The following is a 23,688-nucleotide window of genomic DNA, read 5'->3' on the forward strand; positions in this document are numbered from 1 at the left end:
ACATGGCAGGCATCGAGTACGAAGCGAAAGCCCTCGACGTCCACCCCGCGAAGATCGCGCGGCTCATCACCGAGGCCGGCGGCACCTGCACGACCGGCACGCGCCTCATGCGGCGACACGTGTACGACACCATCCCGGCCGTCCCCGGCCGCTGGGTGCGGCTTCGCGACACCGGAACCGACACCACTCTCTGCGTCAAGCAGATCACCACGGACGCCGTCGACGGGACCCACGAGACCGAGGTCACCGTCGACAGCTTCGAGGAAACCGCCGCTCTGCTGCGGCTCACCGGCCTGACGCCGCGCGGCTACCAGGAGAACCGGCGCACCTCGTACACCCTCGGCGCCGTCCGCCTGGAGGTCGACGAATGGCCCCGCATCCCGCCGTACCTGGAGATCGAGGCCGATGACGAAGCCCAGGTGTGGACGGCTGCCACCGCGCTGGGCATCGACCACGGCCGGCTCACGTCGGTCAACACCACCAAGGTCTACAGCCTGTACGGCATCGACCTGGACTCCATCGCCGACCTGCGCTTCGAGTAGGCCGGCGCCTGCGACACCTGGCCGGCTGGTCGGCTGCTCGACCTGCAACTGCTGCGCCATGATCGCCGACCCGAACACCGCGTCCGCCGTCCTCTTCCCGGCGGAACCGGCCGGGCATCAGGTGCTGCGAATGCGCCCGGGGGGGTGGCTGTCGTCAGACCTGCGGCAGGCCTGACCGGCGCATACCCCCAGGGTCGGCGGAACCGGTGACGGACAATCGAGGCATGGCAACCGATCTTCACGAACTGCTGAGGTCACTGCGGGTCTGGGACCCGAAGGTCACGGACCTGCCCTCCTTCGAGCCGGACACCGCTCCGGCCACTCCCCTGCCCCTGTTCACCGAGTGGTTCGCGGCGGCGGTGGCGGCCGGGCAGACCGAGCCGCACACCATGTCGCTGGCGACGTCCGACGAGTCGGGCCTGCCCGACGTACGGATCGTGATGCTGCACGGCGCGGACGCCGACGGCTGGTCCTTCGCGTCCCACACCGGCAGCCGCAAGGGCCGCCACCTCGCCGCCCGCCCGTACGCCGCGCTCGGGTTCTACTGGCCGGTGCTGGGCCGCCAGGTCCGGGTGCGCGGCCCGGTGACGGCGGCTCCGTCCGAGGAGGCCCAGGGCGACCTGCACGCCCGGTCGACGGGCGCCCTGGCGGCGGCGCTGACCGGCAGGCAGAGCGAGCTCCTGCCGTCCCTGGACGATCTGGCCCGGGCCTCGGAGTCGGCGTGGGAACGGGCGTCGCGCGAGCCGGGGGCACCGGTGCCGTCCTGGACGCTGTACCGGCTGCGGGCCGAGGAGGTGGAGTTCTTCCAGGGCGACGAGCGACGACGGCACGTCCGGCTCCGCTACCGACGGGAAGGGGGCGGGGAAGCGTGGGCGCGGGAGCTGCTGTGGCCGTGAGGACGGGCGGCCCCGGGCCTCGGCCCGGGACCGGTGGCCCGGGGCGTTCGGCCGGTGACGGTTTCGCCTACGCGAAGTCGTACACCGCGAAATCCGCCACCGGGCGGTAGCCGATGCGCTGGTAGAGGCCGTTGCTGGTCGGGTTGGACAGGTCCGTGAAGAGGAGGACCTCGTCCGCTCCGGCGGCCAGGGCGGTGCGGCTGACCTCGGCGGTCGCCGCGCCCGCGTAACCGCGGCCTCGCAGGTGGGCCGGGGTGTAGACCGTGGTGATGCGGACCTGGCCGGCGACCCGGGGGCTGGTGCCGGCCATGGCGACGGGCGTGCCGTCGGGGGTTTCCCAGAAGGTGATGGTGCCGCTGTCGATGCGGGCGTCCGCCCACTCCGCCGAGTCACGGACGGTACCCAGGTCCACGGACTCGCTGAACTCGTCGTGCCAGCGCCGGAGTCGCTCGCGGTCGGACTCGACGGCGACCCTGGGGCGGCCCGGCGGCACGGGCCCGGGTGCGGTCAGGGTGCCGAGCCGGTAGAGCCGCTGGCGCTGGCGCAGGGTGGCCGGGGCGCCCGTGTGCCGCTGCCAGGCATCGGCGAAGGCGGCTGCGGTGTCCCGGTCCGCGTTCACGCCGGGCAGGCGTCGGCCGAGGGCGGCCAGGCGCGCGGCGAGACGGTCGGCGTCCTCGGGGGTGAGAGCCGTGAGGTTGAGCCAGTGCGGCGGGGTGCGGAAGAAGGTCGCCCGGACCGCGCCGTCCCGTTCCAGGACGCCGAACTCCGGTGCGCCGTCTCCGTACACGCTCCGGCCGTTGGCCCGCAGCGTCTCCGTGACCGTCAACGGCACGGTGTGCAGCGCCGGCCGGGAGTGGAGGAAGGCTCCCGCTCGGGCGAGGAAGTCGTCGAGGTCGGGGGTCACGTGCCAACCGGTCTTCTCCGCCTGGGTGTTCGTATCGGTGTCCATGATTCATGGTGCCGTCCGGCACCTGACGTGCACCTCTGATTTTCCGGCGGGCCCCGGGCTCACTTGCCGCCGTCCTCGGCGAGCGTGTGCGCCACCAGCGCGTTGGCGTGGCCGTGCCCCAGGCCGTGTTCGGCCTTGAGTGGCCGGGCGGAACTGATCACCCACCCGAAGTGACGCCCGTCACACCCCATGTCGGGCCCCTTCAGGGATCCGCGGGCTCCGGGTCCGTGGCCAGGCGGGCGTGCAGATGGGCGTCCCGGAAGGCGTCGTGCCGGTCCTCCTGGAAGATCGCGCCGCGCAGGGTGCCTTCGCACGGGAACCCGCACCGCTCGGCGATCCGGCACGAGGCGTCGTGACCGACCGCGTGGTCCAACTCCAATCGATGCAGGCCGAGTTCTGTGAGGGCCCAGCGGGCGGCGAGCAGGAGAGCACCTGTGGCGACGCCCTGGCCGCGGGCCTCCGGGAGCACCCAGTAGCCGACCCGGGCGACCTTCAGGTGGTACTTGATCTCGTTGACGCCGATGTGCCCCAGCGGGGTGTCGCTGCGCGCGTCGGCGACGCGGAACGACACCGACGTCCCCTCCAGGGCACTCTGCGCCCGCGCGAGCAGCGACTCCCGCGCACTCGCCGGGTCGGTGACCGGCCGCAGCGGGGTGTTCCAGCGCCGGAACTCCGGATCACGCAGTCCGCGCAGCCACGTGTCGACGTCGGCACCCGACGCCGCGTCCCAGGGGCGCAGACGGAGGCCGTGGCCGTGCAGATCCGGCTGGGGGCCGGTCAGGGCTTGGTCGCGTATGGGGGCCATGGTCTTATTGAAGCCCCTGTTTCCGGTGATCGACCGTCGTGTTCGAGGGACGGCCCGGTTTCGGGTCGCGTCGACCGTCCGTGCCGAACGGCCGGGGCGACCGGCGGCCGTCGCTCGCCCCACTCCCTGCGGCGCACCACTCAGCCCCTCGGCGCCGCCCGGAACACCGGCACCCCCTCCCGGAACGCCACCTCGAGCTCCGCCCCGGCCGACAGGCCCGCGCCCTCGCCCGCGAGAGGTCCGAGCGGCTCCCCGGCCCCCACGATCTCCGTCATCATCCGCGGCCCCTCGGCCAGTTCGACCACGGCGGCGACGTACGGGGCTCGGTCCTTGAAGGGCGGCAGGTCGTTGCGGTGGACGACGGACCAGGTGTAGAGCGTGGCGCGGCCGCTCGCCGTCTCCCACGTCACGTCCTCGCTCCAGCAGTGGGGGCAGAACTCGCGCGGGTAGTGATGGGCCCGGCCGCACGCCCCGCAGCGGCGGATCAGCAGTCTGCCCTCGGCGGCGGCGTCCCAGTACGTCCGCGTGAAGGCGTCCGGCTCGGGCAGGTCGAAGCGGCCGGTCATCAGAACAGCCCCAGCGCACTGTCCAGCGACCACGTCTGCCAGGACATCCCGAACAACCCCACCACCGACATCAGCGCCATCATGGAGTTCTGCCCCTGCTCGGCGACGTCGTGGACCATGAGCGTGAAGTACAGGGCGTTGAGGAGGAACCCGCCGACCAGGGCGACCGGGGTGAGGAAGCCGGTGATCAGGCCCAGTCCGAGCGCGAGTTCCGCGTAGACGACGACGTACGCCATCAGGCGCGGGTGCGGGGCCACGGCCGCCTCGAAGCCCCGGCGGACGGCGCTCCAGCGGTGCTCGGCGGCTATGCCCGCGGCCCACGCGATGCCGGTACCCCGCTGGAACCAGGCCGTGCGGTCCTTGTGCCGCCAGCTCTCCAGCCACCACAGCCCGAGCCCGATCCGCAGCACGGCCAGCCATTCCGCTCCGGTGAGCCAGATCGCGTCCATGCGATCTGACGGTACGTCAGATCAGCGGATGCGCAAGAGTCCCCGCGGGGCCCAGCCCTCCGAAGGTGGCGCGGCCGGCGACGATCACCGCCCCGCCACAACCGGACCCGCTGCGCCACGAGCCCCACCCCCTCCCGTTACAGCCGTGATCAATCCGAAACCAATTCCGGTCTTGACCGAGACCCATCAACCAGTCCCGTGATTACGCTCGCGCTCATGGCCGACTCCACACCCCCCACACACGCCTCCGCACAGCCCCCACCCGACCGCCCCGTCTACGTCATCGGCGGCGGCCCCGGCGGGCTCGCCGTGGCGTACGCGCTGCGCGCCCGGGGTGTCCGGGCCGTCGTCCTGGAGAAGTCCGACCACGTCGGGGCGTCCTGGCGCCGCCACTACGACCGGCTGCACCTGCACACCACCCGCCGCCTCTCGGCCCTGCCCGGACTGCCGATGCCCCGCCGGTTCGGACGCTGGGTGTCCCGGGACGACGTGGTGCGGTACCTGGACAAGTACGCCGAGCACCACCGCCTGGAGATCGTCACCGGTGTCGAGGTGTCCCGCGTCGAGCGCGCCCCCGACGGCACGGGCTGGCTGCTGCACGCCACCGGCGGCCGGCAACTGACCGGCGCGGCGGTGGTCGTCGCCACCGGCTACAACCACACCCCGCGCCTGCCCGACTGGCCCGGCCGCTCCGCCTTCACCGGCGAGTTCCTGCACGCCGGCGAGTACCGCAGCGGAAAGCCCTACGCGGGCCGGGACGTCCTCGTCGTCGGGGTCGGCAACACCGGCGCCGAGATCGCCGTCGACCTGGTGGAGAACGGCGCCTCCCGGGTCCGGCTCGCCGTGCGCACGGTCCCCCACATCGTGCGCCGTTCGACCGCCGGCTGGGCCGCCCAGTACAGCGGCGTCCTCGTCCGCCGGCTGCCGGTCGGCCTGGTCGACCGCATCTCCCGCGTGCAGGCAAGGGTCGCCGTGCCCGACCTGTCGGCGCACGGACTGCCGCGCCCCGACACCGGGCTGTACACGCGGGTGCGGCAGGGGGCGATCCCGGTGCAGGACGTCGGCCTGATCGACGCGGTGCGCAAGGGCAGGGTCGAGATCGTGGCCGCCGTGGAGGGCTTCGAGGACGGCGGCAAGATCGCCCTGGCCGACGGCAGCCGGATCTCCCCGGACGTGGTGATCGCCGCCACCGGTTACGTCCGCGCCCTGGAGGGCCTGGTCGGCCACCTCGACGTCCTCGACGACCGGGGCAGGCCCGTGGCCCACGGCGCCCGTACCGCGAAGACCGCCCCCGGCCTGTACTTCACCGGCTTCACCAACCCGATCAGCGGCAACCTCCGCGAGCTGGCACTCGACGCGGTGAAGATCGCGAAGGCCGTCACGCGGAACGGCCCGGGGAGCGTGTCCCGGCTGCCGGGGTAAAGGGTCCGGCCGTAGATCGTGATCTTGTTGCTGGAGTGCGGTGGACAGGGGGAGCGGTCAGTCGTCGACGAGATCGAGCCGGGCAGGACAGGCGTCCCCTACCCGAGTCCTTCGCGACGGCGGGCATCTTTGATCTCGCGGAGCCTGGCAGCCGTCGTCGGGGTCCACTCCCTCCTCTGCCCAGCGGCACGGAGGGCTTCTCCCACCTCGCTGAGCTTCACGGAGGACAACACGCCCGCCCGCTCGATCAGGTCGTCCCGGGCCACGGTGGTCAGCCATGTGCACGGAGTGAAGCCCGGACGCGGGAACGCGAACCGCAGCACGCCTTCGAAGGGCAGTCCTTCCGGGGCTCCTACGGCCACTTCAACGCCCAGGCCGCTCATGTCGACGCCCGCCGGCGCAACGACCTGCATCGCCCGGAACCCGGATGACTCCTCGTCCGAGAGCAGCACGACCGGGCGTCGCTCATCGAAGTCGGCCCACCAGACCTCACCGCGTTGCATGTGTCCTCCTGGCACGAGACCGTGGGCGAACGCTGCGTGCCCCGTGCGGGACACGGAAGGAACGCAGGATCACGACCGGAGGCCGCATCCCTCATCACTCCAGCGTGCCACAGCCAACTTGGCACGCTCCGGGCCATTCCTGACGTCGCATCAGTTCGGATAATCTGACAGAGCGTCAGTTAGCGGCTGTCTCACAGGAGCGGGCGGAAACGATGCTTGGATCGACCCACGGCACCCTCACCACCGACTCCCGCCGGACCCGGGCCATCGCCTGTGGCGAGCGGTCCGGGCCCGTCGTGCACGGCAGGCCGGCCCAGGCGGGCGACCTCGACGTCAGCGGACGGCCGCTGCACGCGGGCGTACCCGACCTGGACCGCTTCTTCCGCCCACGGTCCGTCGCCGTGATCGGCGCCTCGGACGCCGAGGGCCGCCCGAACACCGGCATCACGCGGCAACTGGCGGACTGGGCGGAGCGGGTCGGCGCCCGGCTGTACCCGGTGCATCCCAGCCGGCCTGCCGTCTTCGGCATCCCCTGCTCCCCTTCCGTCGCCGGTCTGCCCGAACAGGTCGATCTGGCCGTGGTGCTGGTCGGCGACCCCCTGCCGGTGATCGAGGAACTGGCCGAGGCCAAAGCCCGGTTCGCGGTCGTGTTCGCGTCCGGGTTCGCGGAGACCGGGCCGCAGGGCGAGGCCGCCCAGCGGCGACTGGCCGCCGCCGTCGAGCAGTCCGGGATGCGGTTGCTGGGTCCCAACACCAACCTCAACGCCTTCGAGCGGTTCCGCGACGACCTCCAAGGCCCGGCGATCGCGCTGATCACCCAGTCCGGCCACCAGGGCCGCCCCCTCTTCGCCCTGCAGGAACTCGGCATCCGCCTCTCCCACTGGGCCCCCACCGGCAACGAGGCCGACCTGGACAGCGCCGACTTCCTGTCCTACTTCGCCGAGCAGCCCGAGGTCGGCGCCATCGCCTGCTACCTCGAAGGGCTGAAGGACGGCCGCTCCTTCCTGCTCGCCGCCGACCGGGCCGCCCGGCGCAAAGTCCCGGTCGTCGCCGTCAAGGTGGGCCGTACCGAGACCGGCGCCCGCACCGCCGCCTCCCACACCGGCCGACTGACCGGCGCGGACGCGGTGGTGGACGCGGCGCTGCGCCAGTACGGCGTGATCCGCGTCGACGGCCTCGACGAACTCCAGGACACCGCGGCCCTCCTGGCCCGGGCCCGGCCGCCGCGCGCCGACGGGGTCGTCGTCTACTCCATCTCGGGCGGCACGGGCGCCCACGTCGCGGACCTCGCGACCGGGGCGGGCCTGAGCCTGCCGGTCCTGTCCGAGGCCAAGCAGGCCGAACTGCACCAGTGGATCCCCGCGTACCTGTCCGTCGCCAACCCCGTCGACAACGGCGGCCATCCGGTCGGGGACGAACGCGGGCGGAAGATCATCGACGCGATCCTCGACGACCCTGAAGTGGGCGTCCTGATCTGCCCGGTGACCGGGCCGTTCCCGCCGCTCAGCGACCGGCTCGTCCGGGACCTGGTGGACGCGGCCGAGCAGACCGACAAGCTGGTGTGCGTGGTGTGGGGCTCGCCCGTCGGCACCGAGCCCGCCTACCGCGAGGTGCTGCTGGGCTCCTCGCGCGTGGCCACCTTCCGCACGGTCGGCAACTGCCTCACCGCCGTCCGCGCCCACCTCGCCCACCACCGCTTCACGGCCGCCTACCGCTCCCCCTTCGACGAGGCCCCGCGCACCCTCTCGCCGTCCTACCGCAAGGCGCAGGCGCTGATGCAGCCCGGCCGGCAGCTCAGCGAGCACGCGGCGAAGCAGCTGCTGCGGGCGTACGGCATCCGCGTACCGCGCGAGCAGCTGGTGACCAGTGCGGCGGCGGCCGTGCGCGCGGCCGGGCTCGTGGGCTACCCGGTGGTGATGAAGGCCTCCGGCGCCCGCATCGCCCACAAGACCGAGCTGGGCCTGGTGAAGATCGGGCTGACCTCGGCCAGCCAGGTCCGCGACGCGTACCGGGAGCTGACCGACATCGCCCGCTACGAGGACGTCGCCCTGGACGGTGTCCTGGTGTGCCAGATGGTCGAACAGGGCGTGGAGATGGTCGTCGGCGTCGCCCACGACGACCTGTTCGGCCCGACCGTGACCGTGGGGCTCGGCGGTGTCCTCGTCGAGGTGCTGCGCGACACCGCCGTAGGGGTGCCGCCCTTCGGGGAGGAGCAGGCGCGGGACATGCTCGCCGGGCTGCGCGGGCGGGCCCTGCTCGACGGGGTCCGGGGGCGGCCGCCGGCCGATCTGGACGCGCTGGTCGAGGTGGTCCTGCGGGTGCAGCGCATGGCCCTGGAACTCGGTGACCGGCTGGCGGAACTGGAGATCAATCCGCTGATGGTCCTGCCGCAGGGGCAGGGTGCCGTGGCGCTGGACGCGCTGGCGGTGTGCCGCTGATGACGGAGCCCGAGCTGGTGCACTCGACCGGCGGCCACGTCCTCTCGCTCACCCTCAACCGGCCCGAGCGTCTCAACGCCCTCACGCCCGGGCAGCGGGAGGACATCGTCCGGCTGCTGGCGGAGGCGTCGGCCACGGCGGAGGTGCGGGCGGTCGTGATCACGGGAGCGGGGCGCGGTTTCTGCTCCGGAGCGGACCTCCGGGGCTCGGGCGCACCCGGCGAACGCCTCGCGGGCGACGTCGCACGCATGCTGCGCACCGGTGCCCAGCGTCTGATCGCCGCCGTGCTCGACTGCGAGAAGCCGGTGATCGCGGCCGTGAACGGCACGGCGGCCGGCCTCGGCGCGCACCTCGCGTTCGCCTGCGACCTGGTCATCGCGGCCGAATCCGCCCGCTTCACCGAGGTGTTCGTGCGTCGCGGCCTGGTCCCCGACGGTGGCGGCTCCTATCTCCTGCCGCGGCTCGTCGGCCCGCAGCGGGCGAAGGAGCTGATGTTCTTCGGTGACGCGCTCACCGCGCCGGACGCCGAACGCCTCGGGCTCGTCAACCGGGTCGTGCCCGACGAGGAGCTCCGCAGGACGGCACGTGCCTGGGCCGAGCGCCTCGCCGCGGGCCCGACGCGCGCCCTCGCCCTGACCAAGCAGCTCGTCAACGCCTCGCTCGACACCGACCGCACGGCGGCCTTCGCCGCCGAGGCCGCCGCGCAGGAGATCAACATGACGACGGCGGACGCCCAGGAGGGCGTACGGAGCTTCGTGGAACGGCGCGGCGCGCGGTTCGGAGGACGCTGACCCTTCCTATCTGACGGTACGTCAGCTTCAATGGCGGTGTGATGGGACAAGCAGGGATGGCGGAGGCCGCCGTCCGCTACCTCAGGTCGGTCCGCCCGGCCGCCCCGGAGCCCGTCGAGGTGCTGCCGCGGCCCGAACTGCGCTGTGTCGGCGCCGACGAGCGGGCCCCGCTCGACCCAGAGGAGTTCCGCAGGGTCCTGGGGCACTTCGCGTCGGGCGTGGCCGTCGTCACGGCACCCCCTGCCACTGCCGGCGACCCTCCCGCCGGCTTCGCGTGCCAGTCCTTCACCTCCCTCTCCCTCGACCCGCCCCTCGTCGCCTTCATGGTCGGTCGCACGTCGACGACCTGGCCGCGGATCGCACGCGCCGGGGTGTTCTGCGTGAACGTCCTGGCTTCCGGGCAGGGCGAGTTGTGCCGCTCGTTCGCGGTGAGCGGCGCGGACAAGTTCGCGGGGGTGGCGTACGACGCGGCCCCGGTGTCCGGCTCGCCCCGCCTGACGGGCACGGTGGCGTGGATCGACTGCACGGTCCACGCCGTCCACCCGGGCGGCGACCACCTCGTCGTGGTCGGCCGGGTGAACGCCCTCGGCGCGGGCGACGGTGCGGACGGACCGCTCCTGTTCCACCGGGGGCGCTTCGCGCGGCTGGCGTCCTCGTAGGGCCTGGGCTGCCGCCCCCGGAGGGCTCTGCTGCCGGGTCCGGCTCAGGCTCGGCCCGCGTCCGGTGCCGCCGTCACGGCGGTGGCGGAAGCACCCGCCACGGAGGGACGCGGACCGCGGGGCCCGTCACCGGTGACCGGGGTGCCCACGTCACGGAAAGGAACAGCCAGATGAACGCCGAGGACAGCGCGCAGGAGCCGCCTGAGCACGCCCGCTTCGCTGCTCACCTGGCCGACCTGGAGCAGGTCACCGGCGCGGACGAGGAGGAGCTGGTGGCCGGAGTCCTCGCCGACCCGGATCCGGCGATGGCCGGGGCCGCCGTGGTGCGGCACCTCGACCGTCGAGCCGAGGAGTTGTACGCCGCATCCGGCTGGGAGGAGTGGGCGGAGGCGATGGCCCGGGTGGTGGGCGGCCGTCCGTTCCTGGTCCGGCGCCTGCGGGAGTGGGCCCTGTTCCGGGCTGTCGCACTCGAGCTGCCCTGGGAGGAGGACGACCTGCTCGCGTCGTCCGACTGGCTCCAGCTGAGGACCGCGGCCGGGGCGGGCCCCGGCGCCCTCGTCGTCCTCGCCGAGCGCGGGCGGACGAAGCGGATCCGCGGCACGGCCCGAGCGGGCCTCACACGGGGGAACCCCGCCTGAAGACCGGCCGGTTCAGGCCGCCGCCACCTCGCCGACCGACCTGCGCCGGATCACCAGCGCCATCAACGCCGCCGCCGCGCACAGCGCCCCCGACGCGTACCAGACCACGTCGTACGTGCCGAACGTGTCGCGGGCGACGCCGCCCAGGAAGGCGACGAGGGCTGCTCCGACCTGGTGGGAGGCGAGGACCCAGCCGAAGACGATCGCGCTGTCCTCGCCGTACTGCTCGCGGCACAGCGCGAGGGTGGGCGGGACCGTGGCGACCCAGTCGAGGCCGTAGAAGACGATGAAGAAGACCATCGGAGGGTGGACCGCGGGGCCCAGCAGGAGCGGGAGGAACATCAGCGACACGCCCCGCAGCGCGTAGTACACGGCCAGCAGGCGGCGCGGCTCGAAGCGGTCCGTGAACCAGCCGGAGGCGATCGTGCCGACGACGTCGAAGACCCCGATGACCGCGAGCAGGGAGGCGGCGGCCCGGACGGGCATGTGCGCGTCGTGCGCCGCGGGGATGAAGTGCGTCTGGATCAGGCCGTTGGTGGAGGCGCCGCAGATCGCGAAGGTGCCGGCGAGCAGCCAGAACGGGCCGGTGCGCACGGCGGACAGCAGCACGGTCACGGCCCGGCGGGCGGCGCCGGGCACGGGCGGGGGCTTCGGTACGAACTCGGCGGCCCCGTACGGCTTCTGCCCCACGTCGGCCGGGTGGTCGTGCAGCAGGAGCCACACGAACGGGACGACCGCGAGGGCGGCGAGCGCGACCGTCACGGCCGCCGGGCGCCAGTCGTAGCGGTCGATGATCCAGGACAGCAGGGGCAGGAAGATCAGCTGGCCGGAGGCCGAGGCGGCGGTGAGGATGCCGCTGACCAGGCCGCGCCGTGCGGTGAACCAGCGGTTGGTGACGGTCGCCGCGAAGGCCAGCGCCATGGAGCCGGAGCCGAGGCCGACCAGCAGGCCCCAGCACAGCATGAGCTGCCAGGCCGCGGTCATCCACACGGTGAGCCAGGAACCGGCCGCGATCACGGTCAGGGCGACCGCGACGACCCGGCGGATGCCGAAGCGGTCCATCAGGGCAGCGGCGAACGGGGCCGTCAGACCGTACAGCGCGAGGTTCACCGAGACGGCGGCGCCGATCGTGCCGCGCGACCAGTCGAATTCGTCGTGCAGGGGATCGATGAGCAGGCCCGGCACGGAACGGAAGGCTGCGGCGCCGATGATCGTCACGAAGGTCACGGCGGCGACGAACCAGGCGCGGTGCAGGCGCACCCGGGTCGGCTTCGGCGGCTGCCGCACAGCCGCTGTGTCGGTTGTCTGGGTCACGACATAGAGCTTCCGGCCTGCTGTGCCTTCCATCGAGTGGCCCGAAGGACAGCATTCGTTAGGATCGGGCCATGAGCCGTCAGCCGGAGTTCCGCCCGCACCGGGTCGTCGTCCTCGCCCTGGACGGCCTGCTCCCCTTCGAGCTGGGCATCCCGCACCGCATCTTCGGCCGCCCCCGGGACGCCGAGGGACGCCTGCTGTACGACGTCGTCACCTGCTCGGTCCGCCCGCCGGGCCCGGTGCGGACCGACGCCGACTTCGCCGTCCAGGTGGAGCACGGCCCCGAGGCGCTGGCCACGGCCGACACGGTGATCGTCCCGGCATCGTACGAACTCGGCCCGGTCTTCGAGCAGGGCGTGCTGACCGGCGAACTGGCCGCCGCCCTGGCCCACATCCGCCCGGGCACCCGCCTCGCCTCCATCTGCACCGGCGTCTACGTCCTCGCCGCCGCCGGTCTCCTCGACGGCCGGCCCGCCACCACCCACTGGGCCGACGCCGACCGTTTCCAGCGGCTCTTCCCGCGGATCGAGGTCGACCCGGACGTGCTGTTCATCGACGACGGCGACGTCCTGACCTCCGCCGGTGTCGCGGCCGGCATCGACCTGTGCCTGCACATGGTGCGCCGGGACCACGGCACGGCGGTCGCCAACGACGTGGCCCGCCGCACGGTCGTGCCGCCGCATCGCGACGGCGGTCAGGCGCAGTACATCCACCGGCCCGTGCCGGATCCGCAGCAGGCGACCACGACCTCCGCCCGCGCCTGGGCCCTGGGCCGTCTCCACGAGCCGATCCAGCTGCGCGACATGGCCGCCCAGGAGTCCATGTCGGTGCGCACGTTCACCCGCCGCTTCCGCGAGGAGACCGGCGTCAGCCCCGGCCAGTGGCTCACCCAGCAGCGCGTGGAACGGGCCCGCCACCTCCTGGAGTCCACCGACCGCTCCGTCGACCAGGTCGCCCGGGACGCGGGTTTCGGCACGGCCCAGTCGATGCGCCAGCACCTCCAGTCGGCCCTGGGGGTCACGCCCACGGCCTACCGGAGGACGTTCCGGGCGGAGAACGACGGGGCGCGGCTCTCAGAAGGTGAGCATCACCGCGGCTCTCAGAAGGTGAGCACCGCCCGCGCCACCCGCCCGGCCTCCGCGTCCGCCGCCGCCTTGTCGAAGTCCTCGACCGGGTAGGTCCGGGTGACCAGTTCGTCGAGCAGCAGGCGCCCTTGCCGGTACATCTCGGCGTACAGGGCGATGTCCCGCTGTGGGCGCGAGGAGCCGTAGCGGCAGCCCAGGATGGACTTGTCGAGGTACATCGAGGAGACGCGGAAGGACGCCTCGGCCGTGGCGGGCGGGACACCGAGGAGGATCGCCTGGCCGTGCCGGTCCAGCGCGTCGATCGCCTGCCGGATCAGCTCCACCCGGCCGACGCACTCGAAGGCGTGGTCCACGCCCGTGGGCAGGAGGTCGCGCACGCCCTCGGCCGAGGCGAGGAAGTCGGTCGCGCCGAACCTGCGGGCCGCCTCCTCCTTCCCCGGGTCGGCGTCGACGGCGACGATCCGCCCGGCGCCCGCGATGCGCGCCCCCTGGAGCACGTTCAGGCCGATGCCGCCCGTCCCGATGACCAGGACGCTGTCGCCGTGGTCGACCCGCGCCCGGTTGAGTACGGCGCCCACCCCGGTCAGCACCCCGCACCCGATGAGCGCGGCCGACGCCGGCGGGATGTCGTCGGGGATGCGGACCGCCTGTACGGCCTTGACGACCGTGCGCTCGGCGAACGCCGAGTTGGACGCGAACTGGTGCACCGGTGTGCCGCCCTGGCGGAACGGCCGGCCCGGGCGCCCGATGGCCCGCCGGCACATGGTCGGCCGCCCCCGGTCGCAGTCCGCGCACGCACCGCAGTTGGCCAGGGTGGACAGCGCCACATGGTCCCCGGCCGCGACATGGGTGACGCCCGCGCCCACCGCCTCCACGACCCCGGCCCCCTCATGGCCCAGCACCACGGGAACGGGGAAGGGGATGGTCCCGTCCACCACCGACAGGTCGCTGTGGCACAGCCCGGCCGCCGAGATCGCCACCCGCACCTCACCCGGCCCGGGCTCGCGCACGTGAAGATCCGTGACGACCCGGACCTGCTTGCCGTCGAAGAGCACACCTCGCATCACACGGCCCCCTTGGGCTCCCTGGGCAGGCCGAGCACGCGCTCGGCGATGATCGTGCGCTGGATCTGGTCCGAGCCGCCGTAGATCGTGTCGGCCCGCGAGAAGAGGAACAGGTGCTGCGCGGCGTCGAGTTCGTACGGCGCCGAGGCCGACCAGTCGGCGGGTCCCACACCGGCCGCCGCGCCCCGCACCAGTACCGCCAGCTCCCCGAGCCGCTGGTGCCAGCCGGCCCACAGCAGCTTGGCCACGCTCGGGGTGCCGGCGTCACCGGAACCCCCCAGCGTGCGCAGGGCGTGCCAGCGCATCGTGCGCAGCTCGGCCCACTGCCGCACGAGCCGTTCCCGTACGACGGGATCCCGCGCGGCGCCCGACTCCACGGCCGCCCGCACCACCGCGCCCAGTTCCTCGGCGAACCCGATCTGCTGGGCGAGCGTGGACACCCCCCTCTCGAAGCCGAGCAGGCTCATGGCGACGCGCCAGCCGTTGCCCGCGCCGCCGACGACGTGCTCCGCGCGGGCGCCGTCGAAGAAGACCTCGTTGAAGTCGCTGGTGCCGGTCATCTGCCGGATGGGGCGGACCTCGATCCGGCCCGGCTGGTCCATGGGGACGAGCAGGAAGGACAGGCCGTGGTGCCGCACCGAGCCGGGTTCGGTCCTGGCCAGCACGAAACACCAGTCCGCCTCGTGGGCCAGCGACGTCCAGATCTTCTGCCCGGTGACCCGGTACGTACGGCTGTCCGGCTCGGGCACGGCCGCGGTCCGGATCCCGGCCAGATCCGATCCGGCGCCTGGTTCGCTGTACCCCTGGCACCAGAGTTCCGTTCCGGCGGCGATCGGCGGCAGGAAGCGTGACCTCTGCTCGTCGGTGCCGTGGGCGATGAGCGTCGGACCGAGCAGATTCTCCCCGATGTGCCCGGACCGCGGCGGCGCCCCGGACCGCGCGTACTCCTCGGCCCAGACGACCTGCTGGGTGAGGGTGGCTCTGCGATTCCCGTAGCCGCCCTCACCCCAACCGAGCCCGATCCACCCGGCAGCACCGAGGGTGCGCTCCCAACTGCGTCGGTCCCGAGCGTCCTCGGCGCGCCCGGCCAGCCACGAGCGGGCGTCGGTACGGAAGTCCTCGTCCTCTTGCGTGAACCCGAAATCCACGGTCACCGCCTCAGATCGGCCAGGTCCCTCACATGGGCAGTGGAGCAACTCCCCAGGGGCGCGGGGAACTGCGCGACCAGCCACGACGAGACCCGCACCCGCCGGACAGCCCCACCCGCGAGCTACTGGGCGTTCGGCCGCTCCCCCCGAGCCGCCGCCCTCTCCATCTCCCCCACCCGCTCCAGCATCGGCATCGGATCCACCCCCACCGACCCGGGCAGAAACTCCGCGATCCCCTCCACGGTCCATCCGCCGGTGGCATACGCGGCGCGCAACTCCCTCGGCTGCGCCCACACCGCGATCTTCGGCCCGGCCACCGTGTACACCTGCCCGGTGATCCCCTCCCGGGAGGCCGCGTCGGACAGCAGGTACACCACCAGCGCGGCGACGTCCTCCGGCTCGCCGATCTCCGCCAGCTCCATCGGCACGCCCGCCGACATCCGCGTCCGCGCCACCGGCGCCACCGCGTTCGCGGTCACCCCGTACTTGTGCAGCCCCAGCGCGGCGCTGCGCACCAGCGAGATGATCCCGCCCTTCGCGGCGCTGTAGTTGGCCTGGGAGACGGACCCCTGGTGGTTGCCGCTGGTGAAGCCGATCAGCGTCCCGGCCCGCTGCCTGCGCATGACCGCGGAGGCCGCCCGGAACACCGTGAACGTGCCCTTCAGGTGCGTCGCGACGACCGGGTCCCACTCCTCCTCGGTCATGTTGAACAGCATCCGCTCGCGGAGGATCCCGGCCACGCAGACCACACCGTCCAGCCGTCCGTACGACGCCAGCGCCACGTCGACGACCCGCTGCCCGCCCGCCATCGTGGAGATGTCGTCGGCGACGGCCACCGCCTCCCCGCCCGCAGCCTCGATCTCCTTCACCACGGCCTGGGCGACCTCACTCGCCGGCGAGGCCCCGTCGACCGCGACGCCGTAGTCGTTGACCACGACCTTCGCCCCCTCGGCCGCCGCGGCGAGCGCGACCGCCCGGCCGATGCCCCGCCCGGCACCCGTGACGGCGACGACCTTGCCTGCCAAGAAGTTCCCCACGCCCGGCCCCTTCCCGTCCCACGATTTCTGACGGACCGTTAGATTGTCGGTTCCCGAATTCTACGGCCCGTCAGATATGGGAAGACAAGCCCCGGGGAGGACTCATGTCGCTGCCGGACGCGTTCCTTGACATCGCCAAGCGCGTGAACAACTGGGGGCGCTGGGGAGCCGACGACGAGATCGGCACGCTGAATCTGATCACCGACGAGGTCGTGAGGCAGGCCGTGGCGACCGTCCGCACCGGTCGGCGCATCCCCCTCGCCCTGCCCCTCCAGCAGGACGGCGTGCAGACCGGCGTGATCCCCGGCCGCGTCAACCCCCTGCACACCATGGTGCAGATCAACCAGGAGATCTTCGGCCAGGGTACGGTCGCGTGCAGCGACGACGTCGTGACCATGGGCCTCCAGGCGGCCACCCACTGGGACGCGCTGCCCCACGTCTCGCACTCCGGCCGGCTCTACAACGGCCGCCCGGCCGACAGCATCACCCCGCACGGCGGTGCCGGGTTCAGCGGCATCGGCACGGTCCGGCACGTGCTCTCACGCGGAGTGCTGCTGGACGTCGCGCGGGCCCGGGGCGCGGACCGGCTCGACGGCGGGTACGCCGTCACGCCCGAGGACCTGGACGCCGCCGAGGAGCTGGCCGGTACGCGGGTACGGGCGGGGGACCTCGTGCTCGTGCGGACCGGGCAGATCCAGGCCTGCCTGGCCGGGGACCGGCACGGCTACGCGTATCCGTCGCCGGGGCTGTCGATCCGAACGCCGGAGTGGTTCCACGCGCGCGATGTCGCGGCCGTCGCCAACGACACCCTGACCTTCGAGGTGTTCCCGCCGGAGGTGGCGGATCTCTGGCTGCCGGTGCACGCGCTCCACCTCGTGGAGATGGGCATGCCACAGGGCCAGAACTGGAATCTCGAAACGTTGTCCACAGCCTGTGGAGAAGAGGGCCGGTACGCGTTCCTGCTGACGGCCACCCCCGAGCCGTTCACCGGGGCGACCGGCTCGCCGGTGGCACCCGTCGCCGTCCTGTAGGCCGGTGGGCCGACCGGCGGACCACAGGACCCGTCGCCACACCGGGCCGCCATCCGCCCCAGCAGGATGGCGGCGCCGCGCTGCTCGCCCCGAGCACGGCAGCGCGCGCCGCCACCCGACTCCGGCGCTCCCGCCCCGGCTCCCCGCCCCTGAAGGAAGCCGACGCCGAATCACGACTCACACTCGCCGAGGGCTGCCGTCCACCGAAGCCCTCGTCGTCCCCTCGCGGCGAATCGCTGCCCTCAAGCGTGAGCAAGCGGTCACGACCCGTCAACACCCGTTCGGTGATTTGTCGCCCTTGAGGCTTTTGCCGTAGGCGCGCACGGAAGCACATCCCGGCGCATCGCCGCATGACCCGGCCGAACCCGCCGACCCGGTGCATCCGTGCCCCGACCTCGCCGCACACACCCGCGGCATGTGCCGCCGTACACCGCGTCCGGCAGGCGCGGGCGACTAGACCGCCTCGTACGCCAGTCCCTCGAAGGCCGCCGTGCCGCCGTACGCCACCGCTCCGCCCCCGCACGACGTCGCGACGTCGCCGGACTTCGCGCTCCGGTCCAGTTCGCACCAGATGCGCTTGCCGGTGGCCTCGACGCTCCAGCCCCAGCGGTCGGCGAGTCCGTCCACGAGGGCAAGGCCCCGGCCGCCGGTCGCGTCGTCGCCGGCGCACCGGGGCACGGGGGCCCGGCCGCTGCGGTCCGCGACCTCGAGCCGGACCGTGGCCCCCTCCGTCACCACGTGGGGCAGGGACAGCCGCAGGACGGCGGGGCGTCCGGTGTGCACCACGGCGTTGGTGACGAGTTCGGAGACGAGCAGGATCAGCGTCTCGGCGAGGGGTTCGTCGGCCTGTATCCCGGACCCGGCCAGGCGGGAGCGGGCCCACCGGCGGGCTCGCCCCACTTCTGCGGGGTCGGGCCGGATCTCCAGCTGCACTTGAAGCACCTGCACCGCTCACACCATCCGAACCGGCGGACACTTAGGCTCGCGCCTCACGAGGGCCACGATCGTAGCCATTTTCTGCATGGCCAGAACAACGGCCGGGACAAGGATCACGGAACGTGAATCCCTTGTGGGACAGCATGGTTGACGTACAGTCACGTCAACAAGCGCTTCGGGCATATTCCAGCGCGAAGGAGTACCCGTGCGGCATACTGTGCGACGCCCGTCGCGGGCAGTCGAACAGGCGGCGCCACGGGGTCGCACTGCGCTCGGAGCCACTCGCATCTGACACAAGGTACCGGAGTGGGCAATCGACTCCAGGCCGTAACGAGTCACACTGAGGACACAAGCCGATATCAACGCTCCGTGATTCCGGTATGCCACGATCCGCGACATCTCCGGAAGCGTGCGGGGCGACACCGCAGCCAGACGGCCCGTCAGACCGTCTCGGATGCCAGAGCCGCCGCGAGCAACTCCTCACTCTCCGTCACACCGCCCGCACGCTGGGTTCGAACCCATGCGCGTTTCAGATGCAGGTGGACCTCGGACTCCCAGGTGAAGCCCATGCCGCCGTGCACCTGAAGACAGTCGCGGGCGCCGCGCACGGCGGCCTCGTCGGCGAGGAGCCGGGCCGCGGCGATGTCGGCGGGGTCGGCGGTGACGGCGGCCGCGTACACAGCGGCACGGGCCGTCTCCGCCCGGACCAGGATCCCCGCGCACAGATGTGCCACCGCCTGGAATGCGCCGACGGGCCGGCCGAACTGTTCGCGCGCCCGGGCGTGTTGCGCCGCGAGTTCGCCGACGCGGACGGCCGTGCCGAGTTGCTCGGCGGCGGAGAGCAGGATGGCGACGGGGTAGGGCGCCGGCGGCCCGGCGGGTACGCGGTGCAGCGGCGTGAGCGGATCGAGCGAACGCAGGGGCACGGCCCCGGTGGCGTCCCCGCGCACGACGTCCGCCTCCGCCAGCCACTCCACGAGTCCGCCGTCCACGGCCGCGACCACCGTCTCCCCGGTGGCGGCGCCCGGTACGGCCCCGGCCGCGAGGTGGGTGGCGACGAGCGGCCCGGGCAGCAGCACCCGCCCCGCCTCCTCGAACACCAACACGGCCTCCGGCAGCCCGAGTCCGACCCCGCCCTCCGCCTCCGGCAGCCGCAGGGCGAAGAACCCGAGCTGCCCGAGGACCCGCCACAGCCCCCGGTCGAGCCGCGCCACGCCCTCGGGAGCCGCAGAGGCTGCGGGTTCCGCACCACCGTCGACCACCGTCTCACCTCCGGCACCGGCGCCCCAGGCCCCCGCACCCGCCACCGCCGCACGCGTCGCCTCCCCGTCGAAGTGCCGGGCCAAGGCCTCGCGCACGCCCTCGCGCAGGGCCCGCTGGTCGTCGGTCGGACGGAACCGCACGGCACCTCACCGTCCCTTCGGCAGGCCGAGGATGCGCTCGGCGATGATGTTGTGCTGGATCTGCGAGGTGCCGGCCGCGATCGTGTACGCCAGGGAGGACAGCCGGTCGAGGGTCCACCGCCGGTCCAGGTCGAGGCAGTCGGGGCCGAGCACCTCGGCGGCGGCGTCGTAGAGCTCCTGGCGGGCGTGCGAGTAGCGGAGCTTGAAGACCGAGCCGCCGGCACCCGGCACCCCGCCCGCGGCCGCCGCCGCGCTGACGTTCCACTGCGTGAGCCGCCACAGCGCCCGGAACTCGGCGTGCAGCCTGCCCAGCCGGCGCCTGAGGGCGGCATCGTCCCAGCGGCCGTTCTTGCGGGCTTCGACGGCCAGTTCGGCCAGCACGCGCCGGCAGGCCACGACCTCTCCGGCGAACGCCGTACCGCGTTCGAAGGACAGCGTCACCATGGTCACGCGCCAGCCGTCGTTCTCCTCCCCGACCCGGTTCGCCACCGGCACCCGCACCTCGTCCAGGAACACCTCGGCGAACTCGGCCGAACCGGCGAGCGTCCTCAGCGGCCGTACGGTGACGCCGGGCGCGTCCATGGGCATCGCCAGCCAGGTGATGCCCCGGTGCTGGGGGGCGTCGGAGTCGGTGCGGACCAACAGCTCACACCAGTCGGCGACTTCCGCGTGGGACGTCCAGATCTTGGAGCCGGTCACCACGTAGGCGTCGCCGTCGCGCCACGCGCGGGTGCGCAGGGCCGCGAGGTCGGAGCCGGCCTCCGGTTCGCTGAAGCCCTGGCACCAGACCTCCTCCCCGCGCAGGATCGGCGGCAGCCAGCGCGCCCGCTGGTCCGGGGTGCCCTCCGCGGCGATCGTCGGACCGGCGTGCAGCAGGCCCACGAAGTTGGCGCCCACGTAGGGGGCACCGGCCCGCTCGGTCTCCTCCAGGAAGATCAGGCGGACGCTCGGGGTGGCGTCCCAGTGGACCCCGGCGTACCCCGCGTCGTGGAGCCGGCGCTGCCAGCCGAGGTCGTAGGCCCGTCGCCCCGGCCAGTCGCCGGGGGGCGGCGGGGGCGGGTGGCCGGGGAGCACCGCCGCGAGCCACTCCCGAAGCCGGGCCCGGAAGGCGGCCTCCTCGGGCGTGTCCGACAGGTCCATCAGCGGTCGAGGTCCAGGTCGAGCATCCGGATGGCGTTGCCCCGCATCAGCTTGTACACCGTCTCGTCGTCGAGGCCCTCGACGTGCTCGAGGGCGACCTCCTTGGTGTGCGGGAAGGTCGAGTCGACGTGCGGGTAGTCGGTCTCGAAGGTGGCGTTGTCGCGGCCCACGACGTCCAGGGACGCCACGCCGTGCTTGTCGCGGAAGAAGCAGCAGTACATCTGCCGGTAGTAGTAGGTGGACGGCGGCTCGGGGACCGTGTCGCGGACGCCGCCCCAGGCCCGGTGCTCCTCCCAGACGTCGTCGGCGCGCTCCAGGGCGTACGGGACCCAGCCCATCTGGCCCTCGGAGTAGGCGAGCTTCAGGCGCGGGAAGCGCACCAGGACCCCGCTGAAGAGGAAGTCCATCATCGAGGCCATGGCGTTGTTGAAGCTGAGGGAGGCCTGGACGGCGGGCGGGGCGTCCGGTGAGGCGGCCGGCATCTGCGAGCTGCTGCCGATGTGCATGTTGACGACCGTCCCGGTCTCCTGGCAGACCGCGAAGAACGGGTCCCAGTAGCCGGAGTGGATGGACGGCAGCCCGAGGTGGGTGGGGATCTCGGAGAAGGTCACCGCCTTCACCCCGCGTGCGGCGTTGCGGCGGATCTCCTCGACCGCCAGGGCGACGTCCCACAGCGGGATCAGGCACAGCGGGATGAGCCGCCCGCCGCTGTCGCCGCACCACTCCTCGACCATCCAGTCGTTGTAGGCGCGCACGCAGGCGAGGGCGACCTCCTTGTCGTGCGCCTCGGCGAAGGTCTGGCCGCAGAAGCGGGGGAAGGACGGGAAGCAGAGGGACGCCTCGACGTGGTTGAGGTCCATGTCCTTCAGGCGTTCCTTCGGGTCCCAGCAGCCGGGCCGCATCTCCTCGCGGGTGATGCCCTCCAGGGTCATCTCGTCCCGGTCGAAGCCGACGGCGGCGATGTTGCGCTTGTACGGGAACTTCAGGTCCTCGTAGATCCACCAGTCGGTGGGCTGGCCGTCCGGGTCCATGGTGATCCGGTACTTGCCGCCGATGTAGGCGAGTTCCCCGATGCCGGCGGTCAGCGCCCTGGGGCCGCGCTCGCGGTACCTGGCCGGCAGCCAGGTGTCGAAGAGGTGGGCGGGCTCGATCACGTGGTCGTCGACGCTGATGATGCGGGGCAGTTCGATGGCCATGGGTCCCCTCCACCGGACGGTACTTATCTGATGGCTCGTCAGTTAGCATCCCATCTGACGACCCGTCAGCCAAGGAGCAGGGGGCGCAGCCGTGAACGAGACCCCGTACGCCCTGAGTTCGTCGGCGACACTGTGGGAGCTGGTGACCCGCCGCGCCGCCCTCACCCCCGGCCGGCCGCTGTTCCATCAGGACGGCCGCACGCTCACGTTCGAGGCGCTGCGCGCCCGCGCCGAGCGGGTCGCGGCCGGGCTGTACGGCATGGGGGTACGCCCCGGCACGGTGGTCGCCTGGCAGCTGCCCACCCGCATCGAGACGGCCGTGCTGTCCTTCGCCCTGGCCCGGCTCGGTGCCGTGCAGACCCCGGTCATCCCCTTCCACCGGGACCGCGAGGTCGGCTTCGCACTGCGCGAGTCCCGGGCGGAGTTCTTCGCGGTGCCGGGCACCTGGCGCGGTTTCGACCATGCGGAGATGGCCCGGCGGCTGGGCGCGAAGGGCGTCTTCGAGGCCTACGACGACCTGCCCGACGGCGATCCGTCCTCGCTGCCTCCCCCGCCCTCCGACGGCACCGCCGTCCGCTGGATCTACTGGACGTCCGGCACGACCTCCGACCCCAAGGGCGTGCTGCACACGGACCGTTCACTGCTCGCGGGCGGCTCCTGCCTCGCGCACGCCCTGCGCCCCTCGGCGGACGACGTCGGCTCGATCGCCTTCCCGTACGCGCACATCGGCGGCCCCGACTACACGGTGATGCTGCTGCTGTACGGCTTTCCGGCGGTGCTGTTCGAGCAGTTCGCGCTGCCGGACGCGCTGGCGGCGTACCGCGCGCACGGGGTGACGATGGCGGGCGGGTCGACGGCGTTCTACTCGATGTTCCTCGCGGAGCAGCGCAAGCGGCCGGGGAAGCCGGTGGTGCCGTCGCTGCGGCTGCTGGCGGGCGGCGGGGCGCCCAAGCCGCCGGAGCTGTACCACGCGGTCGTGCGCGAGATGGGCGTGCGGCTCACCCACGGGTACGGCATGACCGAGGTGCCGATGATCACCATGGGGGCGCCGGACGACGATCCCGACCTGCTGGCGGCGACCGAGGGACGGCCGCCGGAGGGGATGGAGATCCGGATCGTGGACGGGGAGGTGCGGCTGCGCGGGGAGGCGGTGTGCCAGGGGTACCTGGACCCCGGGCAGACGGCGGAGGCCTTCGACGACGAGGGCTTCCTGCGCACCGGCGACCTCGGACGGCTCACGGACACCGGACACCTGGTGCTCACCGGCCGGCTGAAGGACGTGATCATCCGCAAGGGCGAGAACATCTCGGCCCAGGAGATCGAGGACCTGCTGCACCGGCATCCGGCGGTCGGGGACGTGGCCGTGATCGGGCTGCCCGACGCGGCGCGCGGCGAGCTGGTGTGCGCGGTGGTGGAACAGCCACCGGGGGCCGGGGCCTTGACGCTCGCGGACGTGACCGCCTTCCTGCGCGCCCAGGGCCTGTCGGTGCACAAGCTGCCGGAGCGGCTGGAGGTGGTGGACGCCCTTCCGCGGGGCGAGACCCTGCGGAAGGTGCTGAAGTACAAGCTCCGCGAGCGCTACTCGGGCACGTGACCGGCTGCGGAAAGGCCCCCCGGGGGCGGGGAACTGCGCGAACGACCATCGACCGCCCGCAGCCGCCCGCCCACGACAGTCC

The 23,688-nt window shown here is 72.9% G+C and carries 23 protein-coding genes and 1 pseudogene; 10 read left to right on the top strand and 14 right to left on the bottom strand.

What is annotated here, in order from left to right:
* Positions 1-2 precede the first annotated feature (2 nt).
* Both ADK65_RS18615 and ADK65_RS18620 read left to right on the top strand, forming a co-directional pair.
* Complete coding sequence (locus tag ADK65_RS18615) at positions 3-542, top strand: CYTH domain-containing protein (protein ID WP_053671382.1); 540 nt, start codon at positions 3-5, stop codon at positions 540-542.
* Positions 543-766: 224 nt separating this feature from the next.
* The gene (locus tag ADK65_RS18620) at positions 767-1,438 is read left to right on the top strand and encodes a pyridoxine/pyridoxamine 5'-phosphate oxidase (RefSeq protein ID WP_053671384.1); all 672 of its coding nucleotides are present in this window, start codon (positions 767-769) and stop codon (positions 1,436-1,438) included.
* Between the two features lie 67 nt (positions 1,439-1,505).
* Here the strand turns inward: ADK65_RS18620 and ADK65_RS18625 are convergent, their stop codons facing one another.
* The 5 genes and pseudogenes from ADK65_RS18625 to ADK65_RS18640 form a co-directional block, all read right to left on the bottom strand.
* The gene (locus tag ADK65_RS18625; RefSeq protein WP_053671385.1) at positions 1,506-2,387 is read right to left on the bottom strand and encodes a GNAT family N-acetyltransferase; all 882 of its coding nucleotides are present in this window, start codon (positions 2,385-2,387) and stop codon (positions 1,506-1,508) included.
* Positions 2,388-2,446: 59 nt separating this feature from the next.
* Positions 2,447-2,527: pseudogene (locus ADK65_RS38095) on the bottom strand (DUF4287 domain-containing protein); the annotation flags it as partial.
* A 62-nt stretch (positions 2,528-2,589) separates the two neighbouring features.
* Entirely contained in the window at positions 2,590-3,192 is a 603-nt protein-coding gene (locus tag ADK65_RS18630) for a GNAT family N-acetyltransferase (RefSeq protein ID WP_053671388.1), read from the bottom strand.
* Between the two features lie 140 nt (positions 3,193-3,332).
* Positions 3,333-3,758 (bottom strand): Zn-ribbon domain-containing OB-fold protein, encoded by a 426-nt coding sequence (locus tag ADK65_RS18635; RefSeq protein WP_053671390.1) that lies wholly within the window; start codon positions 3,756-3,758, stop codon positions 3,333-3,335.
* Positions 3,758-4,207, bottom strand: a complete 450-nt coding sequence (locus ADK65_RS18640) for a DoxX family protein (protein ID WP_053671392.1) — start codon at positions 4,205-4,207, stop codon at positions 3,758-3,760. Before ADK65_RS18640 ends, ADK65_RS18635 begins: the two co-directional genes overlap by 1 nt.
* Before the next feature lie 216 nt (positions 4,208-4,423).
* Between ADK65_RS18640 and ADK65_RS18645 the strand changes: the two genes are divergently transcribed.
* Complete coding sequence (locus ADK65_RS18645; RefSeq protein WP_053671393.1) at positions 4,424-5,629, top strand: flavin-containing monooxygenase; 1,206 nt, start codon at positions 4,424-4,426, stop codon at positions 5,627-5,629.
* Positions 5,630-5,727: 98 nt separating this feature from the next.
* Here the strand turns inward: ADK65_RS18645 and ADK65_RS18650 are convergent, their stop codons facing one another.
* The gene (locus ADK65_RS18650; protein ID WP_053671395.1) at positions 5,728-6,132 is read right to left on the bottom strand and encodes a type II toxin-antitoxin system PemK/MazF family toxin; all 405 of its coding nucleotides are present in this window, start codon (positions 6,130-6,132) and stop codon (positions 5,728-5,730) included.
* A gap of 212 nt (positions 6,133-6,344) precedes the next feature.
* Between ADK65_RS18650 and ADK65_RS18655 the strand changes: the two genes are divergently transcribed.
* The 4 genes from ADK65_RS18655 (at position 6,345) to ADK65_RS18670 (ending at position 10,658) form a co-directional block, all read left to right on the top strand.
* Positions 6,345-8,570 carry an acetate--CoA ligase family protein gene (locus tag ADK65_RS18655; protein WP_053671396.1) on the top strand — a complete coding sequence of 742 codons (2,226 nt, stop codon included), beginning with the start codon at positions 6,345-6,347 and terminating at the stop codon, positions 8,568-8,570.
* On the top strand, positions 8,570-9,361 hold the full coding sequence (locus ADK65_RS18660) for an enoyl-CoA hydratase/isomerase family protein (protein WP_053671481.1): 792 nt from the start codon (positions 8,570-8,572) through the stop codon (positions 9,359-9,361). The genes ADK65_RS18655 and ADK65_RS18660 overlap by 1 nt, the downstream gene beginning before the upstream one ends.
* 41 nt (positions 9,362-9,402) lie before the next feature.
* Positions 9,403-10,020, top strand: coding sequence for a flavin reductase family protein (locus ADK65_RS18665; RefSeq protein ID WP_234352912.1), 618 nt, complete (start codon positions 9,403-9,405; stop codon positions 10,018-10,020).
* Between the two features lie 170 nt (positions 10,021-10,190).
* Positions 10,191-10,658 (top strand): hypothetical protein, encoded by a 468-nt coding sequence (locus ADK65_RS18670; RefSeq protein ID WP_053671400.1) that lies wholly within the window; start codon positions 10,191-10,193, stop codon positions 10,656-10,658.
* Between the two features lie 12 nt (positions 10,659-10,670).
* On the opposite strand, the gene ADK65_RS18675 is transcribed toward ADK65_RS18670, so the two are convergent.
* Entirely contained in the window at positions 10,671-11,972 is a 1,302-nt protein-coding gene (locus ADK65_RS18675; RefSeq protein WP_053671402.1) for an MFS transporter, read from the bottom strand.
* 71 nt (positions 11,973-12,043) lie between these two features.
* Here ADK65_RS18675 and ADK65_RS18680 point away from each other — a divergent pair, with 71 nt between their 5' ends.
* Positions 12,044-13,150 carry a GlxA family transcriptional regulator gene (locus ADK65_RS18680; protein ID WP_053671403.1) on the top strand — a complete coding sequence of 369 codons (1,107 nt, stop codon included), beginning with the start codon at positions 12,044-12,046 and terminating at the stop codon, positions 13,148-13,150.
* Here ADK65_RS18680 and ADK65_RS18685 read toward each other — a convergent pair.
* The 3 genes from ADK65_RS18685 to ADK65_RS18695 form a co-directional block, all read right to left on the bottom strand.
* Positions 13,072-14,121, bottom strand: coding sequence for a Zn-dependent alcohol dehydrogenase (locus ADK65_RS18685; RefSeq protein ID WP_053671405.1), 1,050 nt, complete (start codon positions 14,119-14,121; stop codon positions 13,072-13,074). The genes ADK65_RS18680 and ADK65_RS18685 overlap by 79 nt on opposite strands.
* On the bottom strand, positions 14,121-15,269 hold the full coding sequence (locus ADK65_RS18690; protein WP_053671482.1) for an acyl-CoA dehydrogenase family protein: 1,149 nt from the start codon (positions 15,267-15,269) through the stop codon (positions 14,121-14,123). The genes ADK65_RS18685 and ADK65_RS18690 overlap by 1 nt, the downstream gene beginning before the upstream one ends.
* 122 nt (positions 15,270-15,391) lie before the next feature.
* Positions 15,392-16,306, bottom strand: coding sequence for an SDR family oxidoreductase (locus ADK65_RS18695; RefSeq protein ID WP_053671407.1), 915 nt, complete (start codon positions 16,304-16,306; stop codon positions 15,392-15,394).
* A gap of 104 nt (positions 16,307-16,410) precedes the next feature.
* Here ADK65_RS18695 and ADK65_RS18700 point away from each other — a divergent pair, with 104 nt between their 5' ends.
* Positions 16,411-17,337 carry a cyclase family protein gene (locus tag ADK65_RS18700; protein ID WP_053671408.1) on the top strand — a complete coding sequence of 309 codons (927 nt, stop codon included), beginning with the start codon at positions 16,411-16,413 and terminating at the stop codon, positions 17,335-17,337.
* A 453-nt stretch (positions 17,338-17,790) separates the two neighbouring features.
* On the opposite strand, the gene ADK65_RS18705 is transcribed toward ADK65_RS18700, so the two are convergent.
* The 4 genes from ADK65_RS18705 to ADK65_RS18720 form a co-directional block, all read right to left on the bottom strand.
* A complete protein-coding gene (locus ADK65_RS18705) occupies positions 17,791-18,270 on the bottom strand; it encodes an ATP-binding protein (protein ID WP_053671410.1) in 480 nt (159 codons plus the stop codon).
* Positions 18,271-18,713: 443 nt separating this feature from the next.
* Positions 18,714-19,676: an acyl-CoA dehydrogenase gene (locus tag ADK65_RS18710; RefSeq protein ID WP_053671412.1), complete on the bottom strand. Its 963-nt coding sequence runs from the start codon at positions 19,674-19,676 to the stop codon at positions 18,714-18,716.
* Positions 19,677-19,682: 6 nt separating this feature from the next.
* Positions 19,683-20,816, bottom strand: coding sequence for an acyl-CoA dehydrogenase family protein (locus ADK65_RS18715; RefSeq protein ID WP_053671414.1), 1,134 nt, complete (start codon positions 20,814-20,816; stop codon positions 19,683-19,685).
* Positions 20,816-22,012, bottom strand: coding sequence for an amidohydrolase family protein (locus ADK65_RS18720; RefSeq protein WP_053671416.1), 1,197 nt, complete (start codon positions 22,010-22,012; stop codon positions 20,816-20,818). The genes ADK65_RS18715 and ADK65_RS18720 overlap by 1 nt, the downstream gene beginning before the upstream one ends.
* Before the next feature lie 91 nt (positions 22,013-22,103).
* Here ADK65_RS18720 and ADK65_RS18725 point away from each other — a divergent pair, with 91 nt between their 5' ends.
* Positions 22,104-23,606: a class I adenylate-forming enzyme family protein gene (locus ADK65_RS18725; RefSeq protein WP_053671418.1), complete on the top strand. Its 1,503-nt coding sequence runs from the start codon at positions 22,104-22,106 to the stop codon at positions 23,604-23,606.
* Positions 23,607-23,688 lie beyond the last annotated feature (82 nt).

Source organism: Streptomyces sp. NRRL B-1140, assembly GCF_001280065.1.
Classification (GTDB): domain Bacteria; phylum Actinomycetota; class Actinomycetes; order Streptomycetales; family Streptomycetaceae; genus Streptomyces.

What these genes read in the sequence shown, in the direction of transcription:
- ADK65_RS18615 (WP_053671382.1), top strand. Translation starts at nt 3, where the DNA reads ATGGCAGGCATCGAGTACGAAGCGAAAGCCCTCGACGTCCACCCCGCG.
- ADK65_RS18620 (WP_053671384.1), top strand. Translation starts at nt 767, where the DNA reads ATGGCAACCGATCTTCACGAACTGCTGAGGTCACTGCGGGTCTGGGAC.
- ADK65_RS18625 (WP_053671385.1), bottom strand. Translation starts at nt 2,387, where the DNA reads ATGGACACCGATACGAACACCCAGGCGGAGAAGACCGGTTGGCACGTG.
- ADK65_RS18630 (WP_053671388.1), bottom strand. Translation starts at nt 3,192, where the DNA reads ATGGCCCCCATACGCGACCAAGCCCTGACCGGCCCCCAGCCGGATCTG.
- ADK65_RS18635 (WP_053671390.1), bottom strand. Translation starts at nt 3,758, where the DNA reads ATGACCGGCCGCTTCGACCTGCCCGAGCCGGACGCCTTCACGCGGACG.
- ADK65_RS18640 (WP_053671392.1), bottom strand. Translation starts at nt 4,207, where the DNA reads ATGGACGCGATCTGGCTCACCGGAGCGGAATGGCTGGCCGTGCTGCGG.
- ADK65_RS18645 (WP_053671393.1), top strand. Translation starts at nt 4,424, where the DNA reads ATGGCCGACTCCACACCCCCCACACACGCCTCCGCACAGCCCCCACCC.
- ADK65_RS18650 (WP_053671395.1), bottom strand. Translation starts at nt 6,132, where the DNA reads ATGCAACGCGGTGAGGTCTGGTGGGCCGACTTCGATGAGCGACGCCCG.
- ADK65_RS18655 (WP_053671396.1), top strand. Translation starts at nt 6,345, where the DNA reads ATGCTTGGATCGACCCACGGCACCCTCACCACCGACTCCCGCCGGACC.
- ADK65_RS18660 (WP_053671481.1), top strand. Translation starts at nt 8,570, where the DNA reads ATGACGGAGCCCGAGCTGGTGCACTCGACCGGCGGCCACGTCCTCTCG.
- ADK65_RS18665 (WP_234352912.1), top strand. Translation starts at nt 9,403, where the DNA reads ATGGGACAAGCAGGGATGGCGGAGGCCGCCGTCCGCTACCTCAGGTCG.
- ADK65_RS18670 (WP_053671400.1), top strand. Translation starts at nt 10,191, where the DNA reads ATGAACGCCGAGGACAGCGCGCAGGAGCCGCCTGAGCACGCCCGCTTC.
- ADK65_RS18680 (WP_053671403.1), top strand. Translation starts at nt 12,044, where the DNA reads ATGAGCCGTCAGCCGGAGTTCCGCCCGCACCGGGTCGTCGTCCTCGCC.
- ADK65_RS18685 (WP_053671405.1), bottom strand. Translation starts at nt 14,121, where the DNA reads ATGCGAGGTGTGCTCTTCGACGGCAAGCAGGTCCGGGTCGTCACGGAT.
- ADK65_RS18700 (WP_053671408.1), top strand. Translation starts at nt 16,411, where the DNA reads ATGTCGCTGCCGGACGCGTTCCTTGACATCGCCAAGCGCGTGAACAAC.
- ADK65_RS18715 (WP_053671414.1), bottom strand. Translation starts at nt 20,816, where the DNA reads ATGGACCTGTCGGACACGCCCGAGGAGGCCGCCTTCCGGGCCCGGCTT.
- ADK65_RS18720 (WP_053671416.1), bottom strand. Translation starts at nt 22,012, where the DNA reads ATGGCCATCGAACTGCCCCGCATCATCAGCGTCGACGACCACGTGATC.